We start from the raw sequence: 17,452 nt of genomic DNA, 5'->3' as shown, positions 1-17,452 counted from the left end.
TCTGCCCAAAAGGTGCAATGTGAGTGGTTCATGTTGTAAACGACGGGCCCAAGACTGACTGGGGTGTTGGCTGCTGATCGAAAGATTAGTTGGTTGGCGATTCTGGTGCAAGTTGGGAATAATTGAAATGATCCAAGCTGAATCTCGATTAGAAGTTGCCGACAATACTGGCGCTAAATCCGTCCTGTGCATCAAAGTGCTGGGTGGTTCAAAGCGTCGCTATGCAAGCGTCGGTGATGTCATCAAAGTAAGTATTAAAGAAGCTGCTCCGCGTGGTCGCGTCAAAAAAGGCGAGATCTACAGTGCGGTGGTAGTTCGTACGGCCAAGGGTATTCGTCGTAGTGACGGTTCTTTGGTTAAATTCGACGGCAATGCGGCAGTGTTGCTCAATGCCAAGTTGGAGCCAATCGGCACCCGCATCTTTGGACCAGTGACGCGCGAGTTGCGCACTGAAAAGTTCATGAAGATCGTGTCTTTGGCTCCTGAAGTTTTGTAAGGACGCGCCATGAACAAGATTCGCAAAGGCGACGACATTATCGTGCTCACAGGGCGCGACAAGGGTAAGCGCGGCAAGATTGCGTTGCGCAAAGATGATTCCTATGTGCTCGTTGAGGGTATCAATGTAGTCAAGAAGCACACGAAGCCTAATCCTCTCAAGGGTGCGGCGGGTGGCATCGTAGAAAAATCAATGCCTATCCATCAGTCTAACGTAGCCATTTTCAATGCTGCTACGGGCAAGGCTGACCGTGTGGGTATCAAGCTGGCGGCTGATGGAAAACGCGTTCGCGTTTACAAGTCAAGCGGCGAAGAAATCAAGGTGGCATAAGCATGGCTCGTTTGCAACAACACTATCGCGAAAAATTGGCTCCAGAGTTGATGGCCAAGTTTGGCTATACCTCTCCGATGCAGGTTCCGCGTCTCACAAAGATCACTCTGAATATGGGTGTGAGCGAGGCTGTGGCTGACAAGAAGGTTATGGATCACGCTGTCAGCGATCTGACCAAGATTGCAGGTCAAAAGCCAGTTGTCACGAAATCCAAGAAAGCCATTGCTGGTTTCAAGATTCGTGAAGACCAAGCCATCGGCTGCATGGTGACTCTGCGTGGCGTCCAGATGTTCGAGTTTCTCGATCGTTTTGTGACGGTTGCTCTTCCTCGTGTTCGCGACTTCCGTGGTATCTCGGGTCGTGCGTTTGATGGTCGTGGTAACTACAACATCGGCGTTAAAGAGCAGATTATTTTCCCTGAAATTGAATACGACAAAGTGGATGCTTTGCGCGGACTCAATATCAGTATCACCACAACGGCCAAGACCGATGAAGAGTGCAAGGCACTGCTCACAGGTTTCCGTTTCCCCTTCAAGAACTGAGGTGACCTGTGGCTAAGATGGCTTTAATTCAGCGCGAAATCAAGCGCGACAACCTGGTTGCCAAGTACGCGAAAAAACACGCGGAATTCAAGGCAATTGCAAGCGACGCTAAGCGTTCTGACGAAGAGCGTGCGGCAGCGCGTCTTGGATTGCAGAAGCTTCCTCGCAATGCAAATCCGACGCGTCAGCGCAATCGTTGCGCTATCACCGGTCGTCCACGTGGCACATTCCAGCACTTTGGCTTGGCTCGTGCAAAAATTCGTGAAATGGCTTTCGCTGGGGAAATCCCTGGCATCACTAAAGCCAGCTGGTAAGCGGTAGGAGACATAGATATGAGCATGAGTGATCCCATCGCCGACCTGTTGACACGCATTCGCAATGCGCAGATGGTGGCAAAAACCACTGTTAGCGTTCCATCTTCCAAGGTGAAGGTGGCTATTGCGCAAGTGTTGAAAGACGAAGGCTATATTGACGGATTCAAGGTCAATGCCAATGAAGGCAAGCCTGAGTTGGAAATAGCATTGAAATACTACGCTGGCCGTCCAGTTATCGAGCGTATTGAGCGCGTTAGCCGTCCTGGTTTGCGTGTTTACCGTGGCAGCGATGCCATTCCCCAAGTCCAAAACGGCCTCGGTGTGGCAATTGTCACAACACCCCAGGGCGTCATGACTGATCGCAAAGCGCGCGCTACCGGTGTCGGTGGCGAAGTGCTCTGCTACGTCGCCTAAAGCGTGACATTGAGGAGAAATTAAGATGTCCCGTATTGGAAAAATGCCCGTCGCCGTTCCGGCTGGCGTGGATGTGTCAATCAAACAAGATCAGATCAGTGTCAAAGGCACTGGTGGAGCCTTGGTTTTGACTCAAAATTCTTTGGTTAAAGTCACCAGTGAAGATGGCAAGTTGAGTTTTCAGCCTGCCAATGAATCTCGTGAAGCCAATGCCATGAGTGGAACCATGCGTCAGCTGGTGAATAACATGGTGATCGGTGTGACCAAGGGCTTTGAGAAGAAGCTACAGTTGGTTGGTGTGGGTTACAAGGCCCAGGCACAAGGTGAAAAACTCAACCTCGCTGTTGGTTATTCACATCCTGTCAATAAAGAAATGCCTGCTGGCATCACCGTTGCAACACCAACCCCCACGGAAATCGTGATCAAGGGTGCGGATCGTCAACGTGTGGGCCAAGTGGCTGCTGAGATTCGTGCAATTCGTCCGCCGGAGCCCTACAAAGGCAAGGGCATCCGTTATTCGGACGAAAAAATCACGATCAAAGAAACCAAGAAGAAATAAGGAGCTGCATCATGTTGACCAAAAAAGAGCAGCGTCTTCGCAGAGCCCGTCAAACCCGTATTCGGATTGCATCGCAAGGCGTTGCCCGATTGACGGTAAACCGCACCAACCTGCACATCTATGCCAGCGTAATTTCTGGCGACGGTGGCACGGTCTTGGCAAGCGCGTCGACGGCAGAAGTCGAAGTGCGTGAAGCATTGGGCGGCTCGGGCAAAGGTGGCAATGTTGCTGCTGCCCAAGCTATTGGCAAGCGTCTGGCAGAAAAAGCCAAGGCGGTTGGTGTTGAAAAAGTAGCGTTTGATCGTGCAGGCTTTGCGTACCATGGCCGCGTTAAGGCGTTGGCCGATGCAGCACGTGAAGCTGGCTTGCAGTTCTAAGCAGATCGGAAATAATGATGGCTAAAGTTCAAGCGAAAATGCAGGGTAAGGCCGAAGGGCCTGAAGATGGTCTGCGCGAAAAGATGATCGCGATCAATCGCGTTACCAAGGTGGTCAAAGGTGGCCGTATTCTTGGTTTCGCAGCATTGACCGTGGTTGGTGATGGCGAAGGCCGCGTGGGCATGGGTAAAGGCAAGTCAAAAGAAGTGCCTGCAGCTGTGCAAAAAGCGATGGAAGAAGCCCGTCGCAACATGACCAAAGTTTCTCTGAAAAATGGTTCTATTCACCACAAGGTGATGGGCCAGCACGGAGCTGCTGCAGTGATGATGGCTCCAGCGCCTAAGGGAACTGGCATTATTGCTGGTGGTCCGATGCGCGCCGTTTTTGAAGTGATTGGTATCACCGATATCGTGGCAAAGAGCCACGGATCATCCAATCCTTACAACATGGTTCGCGCAACTCTTGACGCACTTTCTCGCGCTACGACTCCGTCGCAAGTGGCGGCTAAGCGTGGCAAGACGGTTGAAGAAATTTTCGTCTAAGCGGGAGTCTGACAAATGACAACGCAACAAACAGTCAAAGTGCAATTGATTCGCAGCCCTATCGGTTGCCAGGAATCGCACCGTGCCACCGTTCGTGGACTGGGTCTTCGCAAAATTCGCAGCGTAAGCGAATTGGTTGATACACCTGCAGTCCGCGGCATGATTAACAAGATCAGTTACCTGGTCAAAGTGCTCTAAGAGGTTGATGATGGAACTCAATGGCATTAAGCCTGCTGACGGTGCTAAGCACTACAAGCGTCGTGTTGGTCGTGGTATCGGCTCAGGTATCGGTAAGACGGCAGGTCGTGGTCACAAAGGCCAGAAATCTCGTGCTGGTGGATACCACAAAGTTGGCTTCGAAGGCGGTCAAATGCCTATGCAGCGCCGCTTGCCAAAACGCGGTTTCAAGTCTCATCTGTTGAAGTTCAATGCAGAAGTTACCTTGACAGCGTTGGAGCAATTGGGTGCTACCGATATCAACTTGGTCGTCCTCAAGCAGGCTGGCTTGGTTGGTGAGCTTGCAAAAGTGGTTAAGGTCATCAAAACCGGTGAACTCACTTTGGCTGTGAAACTCACTGGTATTGGTGCAACAGCTGCTGCCAAAGTCGCGATTGAAGCGGCTGGTGGAAGTATTGCTTAATCAGCATTTGAAAGACAACACACGTGGCAACTAACGCGACTCAATTAGCAAAGACGGGCAAATTCGGCGACCTGCGTCGGCGGCTTGTTTTTCTGCTGCTCGCGCTGGTGGTCTACCGTGTGGGTGCGCACATCCCTGTCCCTGGCATCGACCCTGCGCAATTGGCGCAGTTCTTCAAAGGCCAGCAGGGAGGTATCTTGGGCATGTTCAACATGTTTTCAGGTGGTGCGCTGTCCCGATTTACAGTATTTGCACTGGGAATCATGCCGTACATCTCGGCGTCGATCATCATGCAACTGCTAGGTTACGTATTGCCTGCGTTTGAGCAGCTGAAAAAAGAAGGCGAAGCTGGACGCCGCCGTATCACTCAGTACACCCGCTACGGCACGTTGGGATTGGCATTGTTCCAGTCCATCGGCATTGCCTTGGCTTTGGAAAGCTCTGCAGGTTTGGTGATTTCACCAGGTTTTGGATTCAGAATGACTGCGGTCGTGACCTTGACTGCTGGGACCTTGTTCCTCATGTGGTTAGGTGAGCAGATCACTGAGCGCGGTTTGGGTAACGGTATCTCTATTTTGATATTCGGTGGCATTGCGGCGGGTTTGCCGAATGCAATTGGCGGGTTGCTCGAACTGGTTAGAACTGGCGCAATGAGCATCATTGTTGCGTTGTTTATCGTAGTTCTCGTTGCACTGGTGACATTCTTCGTTGTTTTCGTTGAACGTGGCCAGCGGAAGATTTTGGTAAATTACGCCAGGCGTCAAGTCGGTAACAAGGTCTACGGCGGTCAGTCATCACACTTGCCCCTGAAGTTGAACATGGCAGGTGTCATCCCTCCAATTTTCGCCTCGTCCATTATTTTGCTGCCAGCGACGGTGGTCGGTTGGTTCAGTGCAGGTGATTCAATGCGTTGGTTGAAAGACATCGCAGGATCATTGACACCCGGACAACCAATCTATGTCATGCTTTATGCAGCAGCGATTGTGTTTTTCTGTTTTTTCTACACTGCTCTGGTATTCAACAGCCGTGAGACGGCAGATAACCTAAAGAAGAGTGGCGCTTTTATTCCCGGAATTCGCCCTGGTGATCAGACTGCTAAATATATTGATAAAATCTTGCTCCGCCTGACGTTTGCTGGTGCTATCTATATAACGTTGGTTTGTCTGCTGCCTGAATTCCTTATTTTGAAGTACAACGTGCCATTCTATTTTGGCGGTACTTCCCTTTTGATCATCGTGGTTGTGACGATGGACTTCATGTCCCAGGTTCAGAACTACATGATGTCGCAGCAATATGAATCGCTGTTGAAGAAGGCTAATTTCAAGTCTTCATAAGGCGATTGGTAAATATGTCAAAAGACGATGTTATTCAGATGCAAGGAGAGGTGGTTGAAAACCTGCCAAACGCGACTTTTCGCGTGAAGTTGGAAAACGGCCATATCGTACTGGGGCATATATCCGGGAAAATGCGCATGCATTACATCCGAATTCTTCCAGGGGACAAGGTCACTGTCGAATTGACGCCCTACGATTTGAGTCGGGCACGGATTGTATTCAGGGCTAAGTAATAGTAATGGTATCGGTTTGCACGAAGTAACGTGCAGATCCTTCAAACAGTTTTAGGAGAATGAAATGAAGGTTTCGGCTTCGGTCAAAAAAATATGCCGTAACTGCAAGGTAATTCGGCGCAAGGGCGTTGTGCGTGTGATCTGTACAGATCCTCGCCACAAGCAGCGCCAGGGTTAATTGCAAGAGTTTTAGAGGACGAAAATGGCACGTATCGCTGGCATCAATATTCCGCCGCAACAGCATTCTGAAATTGGCTTGACTGCCATCTTTGGAATCGGTCGCACCCGGGCACGAAAAATTTGCGAGGCCTGTGGCATCGCTTATTCCAAGAAGGTCAAAGATTTGACTGACGCTGATCTCGAAAAAATTCGTGATCAGATTGCTCAATTCACCATTGAAGGTGATCTGCGTCGTGAGACGACGATGAACATCAAGCGTTTGATGGATATCGGTTGCTACCGTGGCTTCCGCCACCGTCGTGGCCTGCCCATGCGTGGCCAGCGTACACGCACCAACGCCCGTACCCGCAAAGGCCCCCGTAAGGCTGCTGCGTCACTGAAGAAATAAAAGGGATTGAAAGACCACTATGGCAAAAGCTCCCGCCAATAATGCGGCACAACGTGTCCGCAAAAAAGTCCGCAAAAATGTTGCAGACGGTGTAGCGCACGTTCACGCTTCGTTTAACAACACCATCATCACCATCACCGATCGTCAGGGCAATGCGTTGTCTTGGGCTTCGTCGGGTGGTCAAGGTTTCAAGGGCTCTCGCAAGTCCACGCCGTTCGCAGCCCAGGTGGCTTCGGAAGTGGCTGGTCGCGCCGCTATTGAACAAGGTATCAAGAATCTTGATGTCGAAATCAAAGGCCCTGGTCCTGGTCGTGAATCTTCGGTTCGCGCCCTCGCTGCCCTTGGTATTCGCATCAACATGATCGCCGATGTGACGCCGGTTCCGCACAACGGATGCCGACCACAAAAGCGTCGTCGTATCTAATTATCAACAAGCCCACCGCCACTGGCATTGCGCCGGTGGCTCGCGCAACTCGTTGCGTCAGATGACATAAAGGAAGATCAAGTGGCACGCTACCTCGGCCCCAAGGCCAAATTATCCCGCCGTGAAGGCACTGACCTGTTTCTCAAGAGCGCACGCCGTTCTATCGGAGACAAGGCAAAATTCGACTCCAAGCCAGGTCAACACGGACGCACCTCGGGTGCACGTACGTCTGACTACGGTCTGCAGTTGCGTGAGAAACAAAAAGTCAAGCGCATGTATGGCGTTCTGGAAAAACAGTTCCGCCGTTATTTTGAAGAGGCTGATCGTCGCAAAGGCAACACCGGTGCAAACCTGTTGGCTTTGCTCGAGTCGCGTCTTGACAATGTGGTTTACCGGATGGGTTTTGGTTCCACACGTGCCGAAGCTCGTCAATTGGTTTCCCACAAAGCCATGACCGTCAATGGCAAGAGCGTGAATATTCCTTCTTACATGGTTAAGACCGGTGACATCATTGCAGTTCGCGACAAGTCAAAGAAGCAAAACCGCATTGCCGAAGCGCTTCAGTTGGCTCAGCAAGTTGGCATGCCCGCTTGGGTTGAAGTGAGCCTTGAAAAGGCTGAAGGTACTTTCAAATCGGTACCTGACCGCGATCAGTTTGCAGCAGACGTCAACGAATCGTTGATCGTTGAGTTGTACTCGCGTTAATAGCGTTTAATCGCGTTTTTTCATTTGAAACTGTTCCTAAAACGCGAAGCTTCGCGTTTTAGGCGCTTCACCAGCCTTACCGGTGTAACGAGCCGGGGGTATTGAGAGGAAGTCTGCATGCAAAATAGTCTATTAAAACCCAAAGCAATCAATGTTGAGCAACTTGGCGCCAATCGCGCCAAGGTTGCTCTCGAGCCGTTTGAGCGTGGTTACGGACATACCTTGGGCAATGCGTTGCGTCGAGTTCTGTTGTCGTCCATGTCCGGTTACGCTGCAACTGAAGTCACGATTGCTGGTGTGTTGCACGAGTACTCTTCGATTGATGGCGTGCAAGAAGATGTTGTTAACATTTTATTGAACCTCAAAGGCGTCGTGTTCAAGTTGCACAATCGTGACGAAGTGACCCTTAGCTTGCGTAAAGATGGCGAAGGTGTTGTCACGGCAAGTGATATCCAGACGCCGCACGATGTTGAAATCATCAACCCTGATCACGTGATTGCCCATTTGTCGCACGGCGGCAAGTTGGACATGCAGATCAAGGTTGAAAAAGGTCGCGGCTATGTTCCTGGAACAATGCGCCGTCATGCGGATGAGCCCACCAAGTCAATTGGTCGCATCGTTCTCGACGCTTCGTTTTCACCCGTCAAGCGCGTGAGCTACACGGTGGAAAGCGCCCGCGTTGAGCAGCGTACTGACCTCGACAAACTTGTGGTTGACATTGAGACGAATGGCGCGATCTCTGCCGAAGATGCAGTTCGTGCTTCGGCTAAAATCCTCGTCGAGCAACTCGCCGTGTTTGCACAGTTGGAAGGCAGTGAGTTGGCTGCATTTGATGCACCAGCGCCACGTGGCAATACGCAATTTGATCCGATCCTGCTCCGTCCTGTTGACGAGCTTGAGTTGACGGTGCGTTCAGCCAACTGTTTAAAAGCTGAAAATATCTATTACATCGGCGATCTGATTCAGCGCACCGAGAACGAGTTGTTGAAGACTCCAAATCTTGGCCGTAAATCGCTCAATGAAATCAAGGAAGTTCTGGCTTCCCGCGGTCTGACTTTGGGCATGAAGCTCGAAAGCTGGCCACCAGCGGCTTTGGAAAAGCGCTAAATTTTGAACCCGCAAGGGATTCAGTGACTCGGGCAGTACCTGATACGGCTGCCTGTTAAATACCTAAAGGAAATTACCATGCGTCACGGACACGGACTACGTAAACTTAACCGCACTAGCTCACATCGTTTGGCTATGCTGCGCAACATGATGAATTCGCTCATCGAGCACGAAGCCATCAAAACCACGGTTCCAAAAGCAAAAGAACTGCGTCGCGTCATTGAGCCGATGATCACTTTGGCCAAAGAAGCTACGGTCGCAAACCGTCGTTTGGCTTTTGATCGTCTTCGTGACCGTGACAGCGTTGTCAAATTGTTCAACGACCTCGGACCACGTTTCAAAGCACGTCCAGGTGGCTACACACGTATTTTGAAGATGGGCTTCCGTGTTGGTGACAATGCGCCAATGGCTCTGGTTGAATTGGTGGATCGCGCTCCATCAAATGAAGTTGAAACTATTGAAGTTGAAGCTGCATAATAGGTTATAATATAGACATACCGCGCGATGGAGCAGCCTGGTAGCTCGTTGGGCTCATAACCCAAAGGTCGTAGGTTCAAATCCTACTCGCGCAACCAGATAGATATGGGGCTTTCCCCGTAAGAAAAACGCCAACTTCCGAGTTGGCGTTTTGCTTTCTGCTAGCACCTGTGTCATCACAACTTCCAGGCGTGCTGATCTACCATTGTGTGTATCGCGGCATGATCACCATCATTGAAGTCCCCGGCTTGCTCGGGTTTGAAGTACAGATATCCTGCCTTCCCCAATTTCCGTACCCACATGAAAATCTTCTTTAAATTCGTGCGCATCGTCCTCGGTCCGGTCATGTTGCTTTGGGAAATGATCACTCGCCCGAAAGGTCTCGTCCGTCAGACTGCAGCGCAAACCCGCGTCGATCAGCAATGCCGTGACCTTGTTCTTTACCAATACCGGACTTGCCCCTTCTGCATCAAGGTTCGACAGGAAATGCACCGTTTGTCACTCCCGATTGAACGCCGTGATGCACAAAAAAATGAAGTAAACCGTGCGGATTTGATACGCGGTTGCGGCAAGGCCAAGGTACCTTGTTTGAAAATCACGGATGCAACCGGCAGTAGCCAGTGGCTCACCGATTCGAGCGCGGTTATTGCCTACCTGCAAGGGCGTTTTGCCAGCAATTGAGTTGTATGGGTTTCTGATTGAACGGGTGAACAACGACTTTCGCAAGCGTACTGCGATATCCATATTGATCGATGGGCGCATTGGAAGATCTGCTCCTTCTTTGTCGATGTTGCCAATAGCAACTCAGTTTTTAAGGCTCCTGGGCGTCCCACGGGCGATGATGGCGGTGGTGTCCACGCCGTGTGGCAGCGTGCCATAGTTGTGATGCCCTCTCTGCTTCAGGCGTGAGTGGCAAAAGGCGTCGCTGACAAAGGCCGGTGCATGGCGAATCAACAGCGAGGCCTGCAAGGCCACGGCCATGCGGTCTACCAGATCCCGGGCCCGGTATTCGAAATCCTGCAGATCGTGCAGATCCATCATGAGGCGGGTAACCAACCCGTCGAGGACAGCGTGGGCTCCTTTGGCTCTACTGACTTCTGCAAAGAATGCCTCCATGACCGCTGGTGTTTTGGACAGGGCACGCAGTACATCGAGGCATTGCACATTGCCACTACCCTCCCAGATTGAATTCACGGGCGCTTCCCGGTACAGGCGCGGCATCATGCAGTCTTCCATCACGCCGCTGCCGCCCATGCATTCCATGGCCTCGTACGCGTGGTTCGGGGTGCGTTTGCAAATCCAGTATTTACCAACCGCTGTGACCAGACGCACCAGCAAGTCTTCTTGTTCGTCGGCGCGGTGGTCCATGGCGCGGGCCATGCGCAGGGTGAGCGTCAGCGCGGCTTCACTCTCCAGTGCCAGGTCGGCCAGCACGTTTTGCATCAGGGGCTGCTGGTTCAGCACCTTGCCAAAAGCCGATCGAATGCTGCAGTGGTGCAAGGCTTGTGAGGTCGCCATGCGCATGCCGGCGCTGGAGCCAACCATGCAGTCGAAGCGGGTCATGCTGACCATTTCAATGATGGTGCGCACGCCACGTCCTTCTTCACCCACCATCCAACCCAGCGCGCCGCGGAGTTCGGTCTCGGACGAGGCGTTGGACGCGTTGCCCATCTTCTTCTTGAGCCGCAGCAACTGCATCGAGTTCTTGCTGCCGTCCGGGCGCCAGCGCGGCATCAGAAAGCAGGACAGGCCACCAGGCGCCTGGGCCAAAACTAGAAACGCGTCGCACATGGGCGCCGACACAAAATACTTGTGCCCTACCAGTTCGTAGGCTTGCCCCGGCCCGCCGGTGCCGACGGAAAATGCGCGCGTGGTGTTGGCCCGCACGTCCGATCCGCCCTGTTTCTCGGTCATCGCCATGCCGATGGTAATGCCTTGTTTCTGCGCCACAGGCAGGTTGCGGGGGTCATAAACGCGTGCGGTCAATTGGGGTTCCCACACGTTGGCCAGGTCCGGCTGCAGACGCAAGGTGGGCACGGCCGCAAACGTCATGGTGATGGGGCAGCCGTGGCCCGCCTCGACCTGGGTGTGCAAATAGCTTTTGGCGGCCCGGGCCACGTGGGCGCCCGGGCCGGGGGCGGTCCAGGGCGATGCATGCAGGCCGTGCTCGATGCTGGTGGTCATCAACTGGTGGTAGGCCGGGTGGAACTTCACCAGGTCAGTGCGGTTGCCAAAGCGATCATGGGTGTCCAGTTCGGGAGGGAACTTGTTGGCCAGATGCCCCAGCTCCAGGTAGTCCGCCGACCCCGTCAACGCGCCAAATTCCACGAGTTCGGGCTGTGCCCATGCCGCACCTTCGCGTTGCACCGCCTCTGTCAAGGCGATGTCTGCGCTGTACATGTTGTAGCCGCACAGCTCGCGCGAGACGTTGCTCACGACGTGTGTGTCGGCAAGGTACCGTGCGCCTTTTGCGGTCTCGACAGGTCTGTCCATGAAGCACCTCCAATCAGGAGCGCAGCATGAATCGGCATGGGCGCGCTGTCAATGGGGTTTGGCAATGCCCATGACCAGGCCGTTGAGGTTTACCAGTCCACCAGACTCAGACCGAGGCTCAGCACCGTTCTGCGGCGGTTGTAGTCGACCAGCGAATCACCGTAGCCGCTGAACAACTGGGTGTGAAAACGCAAACCGTTGCGCCCGCCGGGGACGCCGCTGTCACTCACGTTGCGCAGCCATTCCAGTCGCACGGAGCCGTTGGCATTCGCCCGCAAGCTGTGGCGAACCGTGAGTGCCAGCGAATTGACTTTGTTGACATTCCACAAGCCGGTGATCTCTGCGCGGCCGACCAGGTCGCTGATTTCGGGGTTGTCGTCATCCTCCGCGTCTTCGCTCAGCCGGTTCCAGAACCGACCCAGCAGTTTGAACTGATCACCCTTTTCCATGCCCGCCATGAACACCGTGCGATTCCAGCTGCGTGACAGGGGCAGCGTCTGGCCGTTGGACTGGTGCACCAGGCTGACCCCGCTGTAGCGTAGGCGCCAGCCCGCGGGCAAGGCCGCGTCGGTGGGGTAGATGTAGGTGATTTCGGGTTCGTGGTCCGTGGTGCGAAACGGGCGCGACAAATCGCCGTTGAACAGTTGCCAATAGGACTGCTGGCTGTAGCCAAACCACAGGGAGTCGCGTAGCAGGGTCTGTTGGCCGCTCAGCAAACCGGTCAAAAGCCCTTGCGCTATCTTGGTCCGCACCGAGAGCTGGATGCGCGTTTCGTTGACGTTGTAGGGCTGGGTCGCGCTGGCTGTGTGGTTCGCGGTGGGGGAGCCTGGCTGCGTATTGACGCTGTTGGAGCCAATCCAAGACAGGCTGATGGGGCGGTACCCGCGAATGCCAAACGTGCCGCAGTCACTGCCGGCCTCCAGCTCCCAAAAGCGCGACAACTCCGAAAACTGGCTGTGCTTGCAATCGTGCGCGGCAGGCGCTTCCATGGTGATGTGGATCGGGGGCACCGCCGCCGACAACGACATCATCGGTGCGGCACGCTCGTCGCCCTGAGCGGTTGACCAGTGGCTGGCCAGGGCGGTGTTGGGGACGGCGGGCCGGGATGGCCCATCGGGTTTGCCCGGTGCCTGCTGCAAGGCCCATTCATCAAAGCAATTCAGTCGGGCGTCACGGTCGGCGCTCAGGCTGGCGCAACGCTGCCAGGACTGGTCTGGGGCGGGTGTATTGTCTGTTTGAGCCTGCGCATGGCCGACCCACAGTGGCGCCCCCAGGGCTATTGCCAGCCCGGTAATTTGCGTAAGACGAAGGGGTAAGACCGGTGGCCTGTGGCGCCGGGAAGTGTGTTGTTCCATGTTCCTCTGATTTCTTTGCCGCAAGTGTTGTCGACCACCGTGCCGGTCCAGGTGGCGGAGATGTTTTGACCGTCCAGTGACTCGTCGAGGGCCAATTCGTCTTCGTCCACGTCGCCGGCGATGTGGGCTTTGACGCCATCGCGGTTGATGTGGCCACTCACGCTGCCGGTCAGTTCGGCGTGTCGCTCAAACAAGACCGTGGCCGGTTGCGGCAGCCCTTCAAACTCGGCACGCCACAACCCGTAGAGATGCACGGCACTCAAGTCCGTGGCCTGCGGGCAACTCGTGGGTAACGCAGGATTTATAAGATTTTGGGCTGTAGCCCCCGTCCAGTGAGCGCAAGCAGCTATGAAAATAATAGCAATCAACGGTTGAGTGAGTTGGAGCGCCATCAGGCCGCTCGCGCCGCGGCCGCGGCCTGCGCTTTTTTGGCAAATTCGTCTCGCAGGGCCCGCAGCTTTTCGCGCGGGTCTTCCTTGACGGTTGCCTGGTCCAGCCCCATTTCGGCTATGAAGCGGCTGGGCAGGGCGGCCACCATCTCGCGGCCTTTTTTGCGTTTGCGCGTCCAGCTCACCGCCAGGCTGCGCTGGGCGCGGGTGATACCCACGTACATCAGGCGGCGTTCTTCTTGCAGATGGCTGGCCATGCTTTCGTTGGCGGCCTCATGGGCGCGCTCCGAGCCGCCGAGTGAATCGGCGCCTGAGTCTTTCATCTTGAAGGGCAGCATGCCCTCGGTCACGCCGACCAGCATCACGTGCGGCCACTCCAGACCTTTGGACGCATGCAGGGTGGAGAGCGTCACCACGTCCAGGTCTTTCTCGCGCTCGCTGATGGTGGACAAGAGCGACACGGTTTGTGCCACTTCCAGCAGCGACTTGACCTCGTTGGTGGTCGACACCCCGGCGGCGTCGTCCAGCTGGCCGCCGCAACGGGCCGACATCCAGTCGCAAAAATCCATCACATTGGTCCAGCGGGCGGCGGCGGCTTTCTCGTTGTCCTCGCCGTCGTACAGGTGCTTTTCGTAGTCAATTTCCTTGAGCCATTCCATCAGGAAAGCGCGGGCGTCTTCGGCGCCCAGGGTGTGCCGGGCGCGAAACTCCAGGTCGTTCACATAACGACCGAACTCATGCAGGCTGCCCACGGCTTTGGTGCTCAACATGCTGCCCAGCGAGGAGGAGAACAGCGCCTCGAACAAACTGAGTTTGTACTGGCTGGCAAACACGCCCAACTGGGCCAGGGTCTGGTGGCCAATACCGCGCTTGGGCGTGGTCACCGCGCGCAGAAACGCCGGGTCGTCGTTGTTGTTGATCCACAGCCGGAACCAGCCACACAGGTCCTTGATCTCGGCGCGGTCAAAAAAGCTGGTGCCGCCCGACACTTTGTAGGGAATGGCCGCTTTGCGCAGCGCCTTCTCAAACGTCTTGGCCTGGTGGTTGGCGCGGTACAGGATGGCAAAGTGCCTGAATTCCTTGAACTGCGGCCCGGCGTGGGGCAGCCCACTGGCGCGCAGGCTCTGGATGCGTGCCACGGTGCGCTCGGCTTCGTGTTCTTCGCTGTCGGCATCGACCACGCGCACCGGCTCGCCTTCGCCCAGGTCACTCCACAGGTTTTTGGGGAAGAGCTTGGGGTTGGGGCCAATCACATTGTTGGCCGCGCGCAGGATGGCGCCGGTGGAGCGGTAGTTCTGCTCCAGCTTGATGACCTTGAGTGTCGGAAAATCCACCGGCAGCTTGCGCAGGTTGTCCAGCGTGGCGCCGCGCCAGCCGTAGATGGACTGGTCGTCATCGCCCACGGCGGTAAAACGCGCGCCCGCCGGGTCGTTGCCGCCCACCAGCAGTTTCAGCACCTCGTACTGCGTGGCATTGGTGTCTTGGTACTCGTCCACCAGCACATGGCCCATCAGCTTTTGCCACTTCTCGCGCACCGCCTCGTGGTCACGCAGCAGCTTCAGGGGCAGGGTGATCAGGTCGTCAAAGTCCACGCTCTGGTAGGCGCTGAGGCGTTCTTCGTAGTGGCCCATGACGCGGGCGATGATGCGTTCGTTGTCGTCCTTGGCCAGCACCGCGGCTTGCGCGGCGTTGAGCCCCTGGCCCTTCCAGCCGCTGATGACCCATTGCCAGGAGCGGGCCGTGGCCACGTCCACCGAGCCACCGGCGTCTTTCAGGATGCTTGTGATGTCGTCGGTGTCCAGAATCGAGAACTTCGCCTTCAGTCCCAGCACCTCGCCGTCCTCGCGCAGCATGCGCACACCCAGCGCGTGAAAGGTGCAGATCACCACATCCTTGGCTGCCCGGCCAATCAGCTGCTTGGCGCGCTCGCGCATCTCGGTGGCGGCCTTGTTGGTAAACGTGATGGCGGCAATGCGCTTGGGCGACAGTCCGGCCTCCATCAGGCGGCCGATCTTGTGGGTGATCACCCGCGTCTTGCCCGAGCCCGCGCCCGCCAGCACCAGGCAGGGCCCGTGCATGAAGTTGACGGCGTCTTGTTGGGCCAGATTCAGACCGCTCGTGAAGGAAGTTGACATGCAGATACTTTGGGCGAAGCGGGGAATCATACAGAGGCCCCGATGCCGGGGCGTTTTGCTTGACCCTTGCCGGCGCTTGTGTCGGCGGGATGAGCAGGACGCGGCTGACGCGATCATGCGCGTACTTGCAGGCTATCCCTCAGGACTTCGCTTTCTTCGAAGGTTTGGACTTGCCAGAACTGTTGAGAGTGTCCGTGTGGGCCGACCAGTTAGCCATTTTTTATAAGCATGTTTCTGAAATCCGCAATTTTTTGAGCCTTAACGACAAAGCCCAGGTTGTTCGGAATCTTGGACAAACTAATCGGTACTTGGGCTAGTGGCACTTCGATGGTTTGGATTTCTCCTTCAGCTACGTGCTGCGGGCCAGCGAACAAAACACCAAGCAGAATAATACGACCCCCACCAAGGTTGAGAGTACCTTTTGCATCCATGAATCCGCCTTGGTCAAATATAAGCACCGGACTTCCACTTGATCCAGGAAAACAAGCGCAATCGATTACAAATATTGGGAGGCCGTTGTAGTCGTACTTAGGATTCGTCGCTGTAATTCCGCGTCTAACGATTGGCATGTTGTTCTTCTGATCCCAAATACCGTTCGGATAACCGATCATGGTTATGTTTTCGAGACCAGAAAGATCAGCGAGCTTCTCAGAAGTGGCAAGTAGGTCTTCGCCAATCGGTGGCACAAAAAATTTGATGCCTTTTGCTTCGGCTTGTTGATAAAGCGGAGCAAGTGGGAATACCGCTAAATCGACGCCTTCCTCAGGGTGCTTTATCCAGAGGTTTTCAAAATTTTCGAGAACGATTCGCTCCGTGGTGCCCAGGATTGGCTCACCCTGATCGTTCATTTTCGTCAAAACGAATGTGCCAACTTTCGCCTGATTAATTACGTGCTTGTTGGTGACGATTACTGGAACGTGGGTTTTGTCATCAACCTTGAACGAGAAGAAGAATCCTGTTCCGGTAGAGTTTCGGTTCCCGTCCAGCAAGCATTCAAGCCGGACAGTAGTGTGCATCAGAGTTTCAGCGGGAGTCATAGAATTTGAATGGCTAAAGTAATGTCCATTGCAAACCCTGCGAATGATACCGGCCGCTGCGAATTAATCTGGACATGAAAATCTCTTGATGGTGGCTTGTGGATTGGCTCTTGGTCGATTTGCAGGTTTGCATATAGATGTCAAAATTTCATGAAACCCAGCAACCCTCATTCGCCGATTCTAGGTGCCACTTGCCAGTAGGCCATCCCCCAAATGGGGGTGTCGTTGTTCGTTCGCGACCGCTGAATGTCAAGCGACTAAGTCCCCATCCACAGGGCCTTTGCCGTTGTCTGAAAAGGAGATCCCGATGCTATTCAGAACCGCTCGGAGTGGGTGCTTGCACACGGAAGTCAACCCGGCTCAAACACGGACTGGAGGGTGGTCAGCAGTTTTTGAAGCGTTGCCGGATGGAGCGCCCCCAGCCGTTTCACCAGCCGCACCTTGTCCAGCGTGCGCACCTGATCCAGCAGCACCAGCCCCGATTTACCCTGAAACGTCAAGCCTATGCGAAAGGCTGCTGGTTGCGAGCCGGTGGTCATGGGTGCCACGATCACGGTGCGCAGGTAGTCGTGCATCTCAGGGGGCGACACCACGACGCAAGGTCGCGTCTTTTGAATTTCACTGCCCACTGTGGGATCGAGATTGGCCAGCCAGACCTCACCGGTAACCACTGCCGGGCGGCTCACCACATCAGCTCCGCATCCCCATCACTGCCCAACTCGGGCCACGCCAACGCGTCGTCTCCCGTCGCGGCCAAGCGCTGGCTATCCAGCGCCCAGCCTTCGCGCGGACTGCGCTTGAGTGGGCGAATTTCGATCACATTGCCGTTGACTTGCAAGTCGGCCGCATCGACCAAACCGAGTTGCTTCAAGATGGGTTTGGGAATCAGAATGCCTTGGGAGTTGCCCATTTTTCGGATTGAAACCTGCATGGATTTCTCCTTAAAATAAGCACAATGTTACCACTTTTGGCGGTTTTTGC

At 54.8% G+C, this 17,452-nt stretch carries 26 protein-coding genes and 1 tRNA gene; 20 read left to right on the top strand and 7 right to left on the bottom strand.

The features are described 5' to 3' along the window. The first annotated feature begins 127 nt into the window (after positions 1-127). From rplN to AC097N_RS15380, 20 genes are all read left to right on the top strand, one after another. The gene (gene rplN, locus AC097N_RS15475) at positions 128-496 is read left to right on the top strand and encodes a 50S ribosomal protein L14 (protein WP_114972526.1); all 369 of its coding nucleotides are present in this window, start codon (positions 128-130) and stop codon (positions 494-496) included. 9 nt (positions 497-505) lie between these two features. Continuing rightward, positions 506-826 carry a 50S ribosomal protein L24 gene (rplX, locus tag AC097N_RS15470; protein WP_479582485.1) on the top strand — a complete coding sequence of 107 codons (321 nt, stop codon included), beginning with the start codon at positions 506-508 and terminating at the stop codon, positions 824-826. A gap of 2 nt (positions 827-828) precedes the next feature. Next, on the top strand, positions 829-1,368 hold the full coding sequence (gene rplE / locus AC097N_RS15465) for a 50S ribosomal protein L5 (RefSeq protein ID WP_479582483.1): 540 nt from the start codon (positions 829-831) through the stop codon (positions 1,366-1,368). Positions 1,369-1,376: 8 nt separating this feature from the next. Continuing rightward, positions 1,377-1,682 carry a 30S ribosomal protein S14 gene (gene rpsN / locus AC097N_RS15460; protein ID WP_479582482.1) on the top strand — a complete coding sequence of 102 codons (306 nt, stop codon included), beginning with the start codon at positions 1,377-1,379 and terminating at the stop codon, positions 1,680-1,682. An 18-nt stretch (positions 1,683-1,700) separates the two neighbouring features. Then, a complete protein-coding gene (gene rpsH, locus AC097N_RS15455) occupies positions 1,701-2,096 on the top strand; it encodes a 30S ribosomal protein S8 (protein ID WP_479582480.1) in 396 nt (131 codons plus the stop codon). A 25-nt stretch (positions 2,097-2,121) separates the two neighbouring features. Continuing rightward, positions 2,122-2,655 carry a 50S ribosomal protein L6 gene (gene rplF, locus AC097N_RS15450; RefSeq protein ID WP_479582478.1) on the top strand — a complete coding sequence of 178 codons (534 nt, stop codon included), beginning with the start codon at positions 2,122-2,124 and terminating at the stop codon, positions 2,653-2,655. 11 nt (positions 2,656-2,666) lie between these two features. After that, positions 2,667-3,032 carry a 50S ribosomal protein L18 gene (gene rplR / locus AC097N_RS15445; RefSeq protein ID WP_479582476.1) on the top strand — a complete coding sequence of 122 codons (366 nt, stop codon included), beginning with the start codon at positions 2,667-2,669 and terminating at the stop codon, positions 3,030-3,032. A 17-nt stretch (positions 3,033-3,049) separates the two neighbouring features. Beyond that, entirely contained in the window at positions 3,050-3,574 is a 525-nt protein-coding gene (gene rpsE, locus AC097N_RS15440) for a 30S ribosomal protein S5 (protein WP_479582474.1), read from the top strand. A gap of 15 nt (positions 3,575-3,589) precedes the next feature. Continuing rightward, a complete protein-coding gene (gene rpmD, locus AC097N_RS15435; RefSeq protein WP_479582472.1) occupies positions 3,590-3,772 on the top strand; it encodes a 50S ribosomal protein L30 in 183 nt (60 codons plus the stop codon). Between the two features lie 10 nt (positions 3,773-3,782). Then, the gene (rplO, locus tag AC097N_RS15430; RefSeq protein WP_479582469.1) at positions 3,783-4,214 is read left to right on the top strand and encodes a 50S ribosomal protein L15; all 432 of its coding nucleotides are present in this window, start codon (positions 3,783-3,785) and stop codon (positions 4,212-4,214) included. Between the two features lie 23 nt (positions 4,215-4,237). Next, the gene (gene secY, locus AC097N_RS15425; protein WP_479582467.1) at positions 4,238-5,548 is read left to right on the top strand and encodes a preprotein translocase subunit SecY; all 1,311 of its coding nucleotides are present in this window, start codon (positions 4,238-4,240) and stop codon (positions 5,546-5,548) included. 14 nt (positions 5,549-5,562) lie between these two features. Beyond that, positions 5,563-5,781 (top strand): translation initiation factor IF-1, encoded by a 219-nt coding sequence (infA, locus tag AC097N_RS15420; protein ID WP_077563621.1) that lies wholly within the window; start codon positions 5,563-5,565, stop codon positions 5,779-5,781. Between the two features lie 64 nt (positions 5,782-5,845). After that, positions 5,846-5,959 (top strand): 50S ribosomal protein L36, encoded by a 114-nt coding sequence (rpmJ, locus tag AC097N_RS15415; protein ID WP_084795560.1) that lies wholly within the window; start codon positions 5,846-5,848, stop codon positions 5,957-5,959. A gap of 24 nt (positions 5,960-5,983) precedes the next feature. Further along, positions 5,984-6,349, top strand: coding sequence for a 30S ribosomal protein S13 (gene rpsM / locus AC097N_RS15410; protein ID WP_342620440.1), 366 nt, complete (start codon positions 5,984-5,986; stop codon positions 6,347-6,349). Positions 6,350-6,368: 19 nt separating this feature from the next. After that, positions 6,369-6,773 (top strand): 30S ribosomal protein S11, encoded by a 405-nt coding sequence (gene rpsK / locus AC097N_RS15405; RefSeq protein WP_114972515.1) that lies wholly within the window; start codon positions 6,369-6,371, stop codon positions 6,771-6,773. Positions 6,774-6,854: 81 nt separating this feature from the next. Beyond that, entirely contained in the window at positions 6,855-7,478 is a 624-nt protein-coding gene (gene rpsD / locus AC097N_RS15400; protein ID WP_479582609.1) for a 30S ribosomal protein S4, read from the top strand. 117 nt (positions 7,479-7,595) lie between these two features. Then, on the top strand, positions 7,596-8,585 hold the full coding sequence (locus tag AC097N_RS15395; RefSeq protein WP_479582462.1) for a DNA-directed RNA polymerase subunit alpha: 990 nt from the start codon (positions 7,596-7,598) through the stop codon (positions 8,583-8,585). A 78-nt stretch (positions 8,586-8,663) separates the two neighbouring features. Further along, positions 8,664-9,062, top strand: a complete 399-nt coding sequence (gene rplQ, locus AC097N_RS15390) for a 50S ribosomal protein L17 (RefSeq protein WP_479582460.1) — start codon at positions 8,664-8,666, stop codon at positions 9,060-9,062. Between the two features lie 21 nt (positions 9,063-9,083). Further along, positions 9,084-9,160: transfer RNA gene (locus AC097N_RS15385), tRNA-Met, on the top strand. 202 nt (positions 9,161-9,362) lie between these two features. After that, positions 9,363-9,743 carry a glutaredoxin family protein gene (locus AC097N_RS15380; RefSeq protein ID WP_479582457.1) on the top strand — a complete coding sequence of 127 codons (381 nt, stop codon included), beginning with the start codon at positions 9,363-9,365 and terminating at the stop codon, positions 9,741-9,743. A gap of 123 nt (positions 9,744-9,866) precedes the next feature. On the opposite strand, the gene AC097N_RS15375 is transcribed toward AC097N_RS15380, so the two are convergent. The 7 genes from AC097N_RS15375 to AC097N_RS15345 all read right to left on the bottom strand — a co-directional run bounded on the left by AC097N_RS15375 (position 9,867) and on the right by AC097N_RS15345 (position 17,402). Beyond that, positions 9,867-11,555 carry an isovaleryl-CoA dehydrogenase gene (locus tag AC097N_RS15375; protein WP_479582455.1) on the bottom strand — a complete coding sequence of 563 codons (1,689 nt, stop codon included), beginning with the start codon at positions 11,553-11,555 and terminating at the stop codon, positions 9,867-9,869. An 89-nt stretch (positions 11,556-11,644) separates the two neighbouring features. Next, positions 11,645-12,910 carry a phospholipase A gene (locus tag AC097N_RS15370; RefSeq protein ID WP_479582454.1) on the bottom strand — a complete coding sequence of 422 codons (1,266 nt, stop codon included), beginning with the start codon at positions 12,908-12,910 and terminating at the stop codon, positions 11,645-11,647. After that, on the bottom strand, positions 12,832-13,302 hold the full coding sequence (locus AC097N_RS15365) for a hypothetical protein (RefSeq protein WP_479582452.1): 471 nt from the start codon (positions 13,300-13,302) through the stop codon (positions 12,832-12,834). The genes AC097N_RS15370 and AC097N_RS15365 overlap by 79 nt, the downstream gene beginning before the upstream one ends. Further along, the gene (locus tag AC097N_RS15360) at positions 13,302-15,434 is read right to left on the bottom strand and encodes an ATP-dependent helicase (protein WP_479582450.1); all 2,133 of its coding nucleotides are present in this window, start codon (positions 15,432-15,434) and stop codon (positions 13,302-13,304) included. Before AC097N_RS15360 ends, AC097N_RS15365 begins: the two co-directional genes overlap by 1 nt. A 209-nt stretch (positions 15,435-15,643) precedes the next feature. Then, positions 15,644-16,450, bottom strand: a complete 807-nt coding sequence (locus AC097N_RS15355; RefSeq protein ID WP_479582448.1) for a S1 family peptidase — start codon at positions 16,448-16,450, stop codon at positions 15,644-15,646. A gap of 371 nt (positions 16,451-16,821) precedes the next feature. After that, complete coding sequence (locus tag AC097N_RS15350) at positions 16,822-17,157, bottom strand: type II toxin-antitoxin system PemK/MazF family toxin (protein ID WP_479582445.1); 336 nt, start codon at positions 17,155-17,157, stop codon at positions 16,822-16,824. Continuing rightward, entirely contained in the window at positions 17,154-17,402 is a 249-nt protein-coding gene (locus AC097N_RS15345) for an AbrB/MazE/SpoVT family DNA-binding domain-containing protein (protein ID WP_479582443.1), read from the bottom strand. The genes AC097N_RS15350 and AC097N_RS15345 overlap by 4 nt, the downstream gene beginning before the upstream one ends. Positions 17,403-17,452 lie beyond the last annotated feature (50 nt).

Source organism: Rhodoferax sp. LS1R11, assembly GCF_056521395.1.
This window is presented reverse-complemented; position numbering and strand designations above follow the sequence as displayed.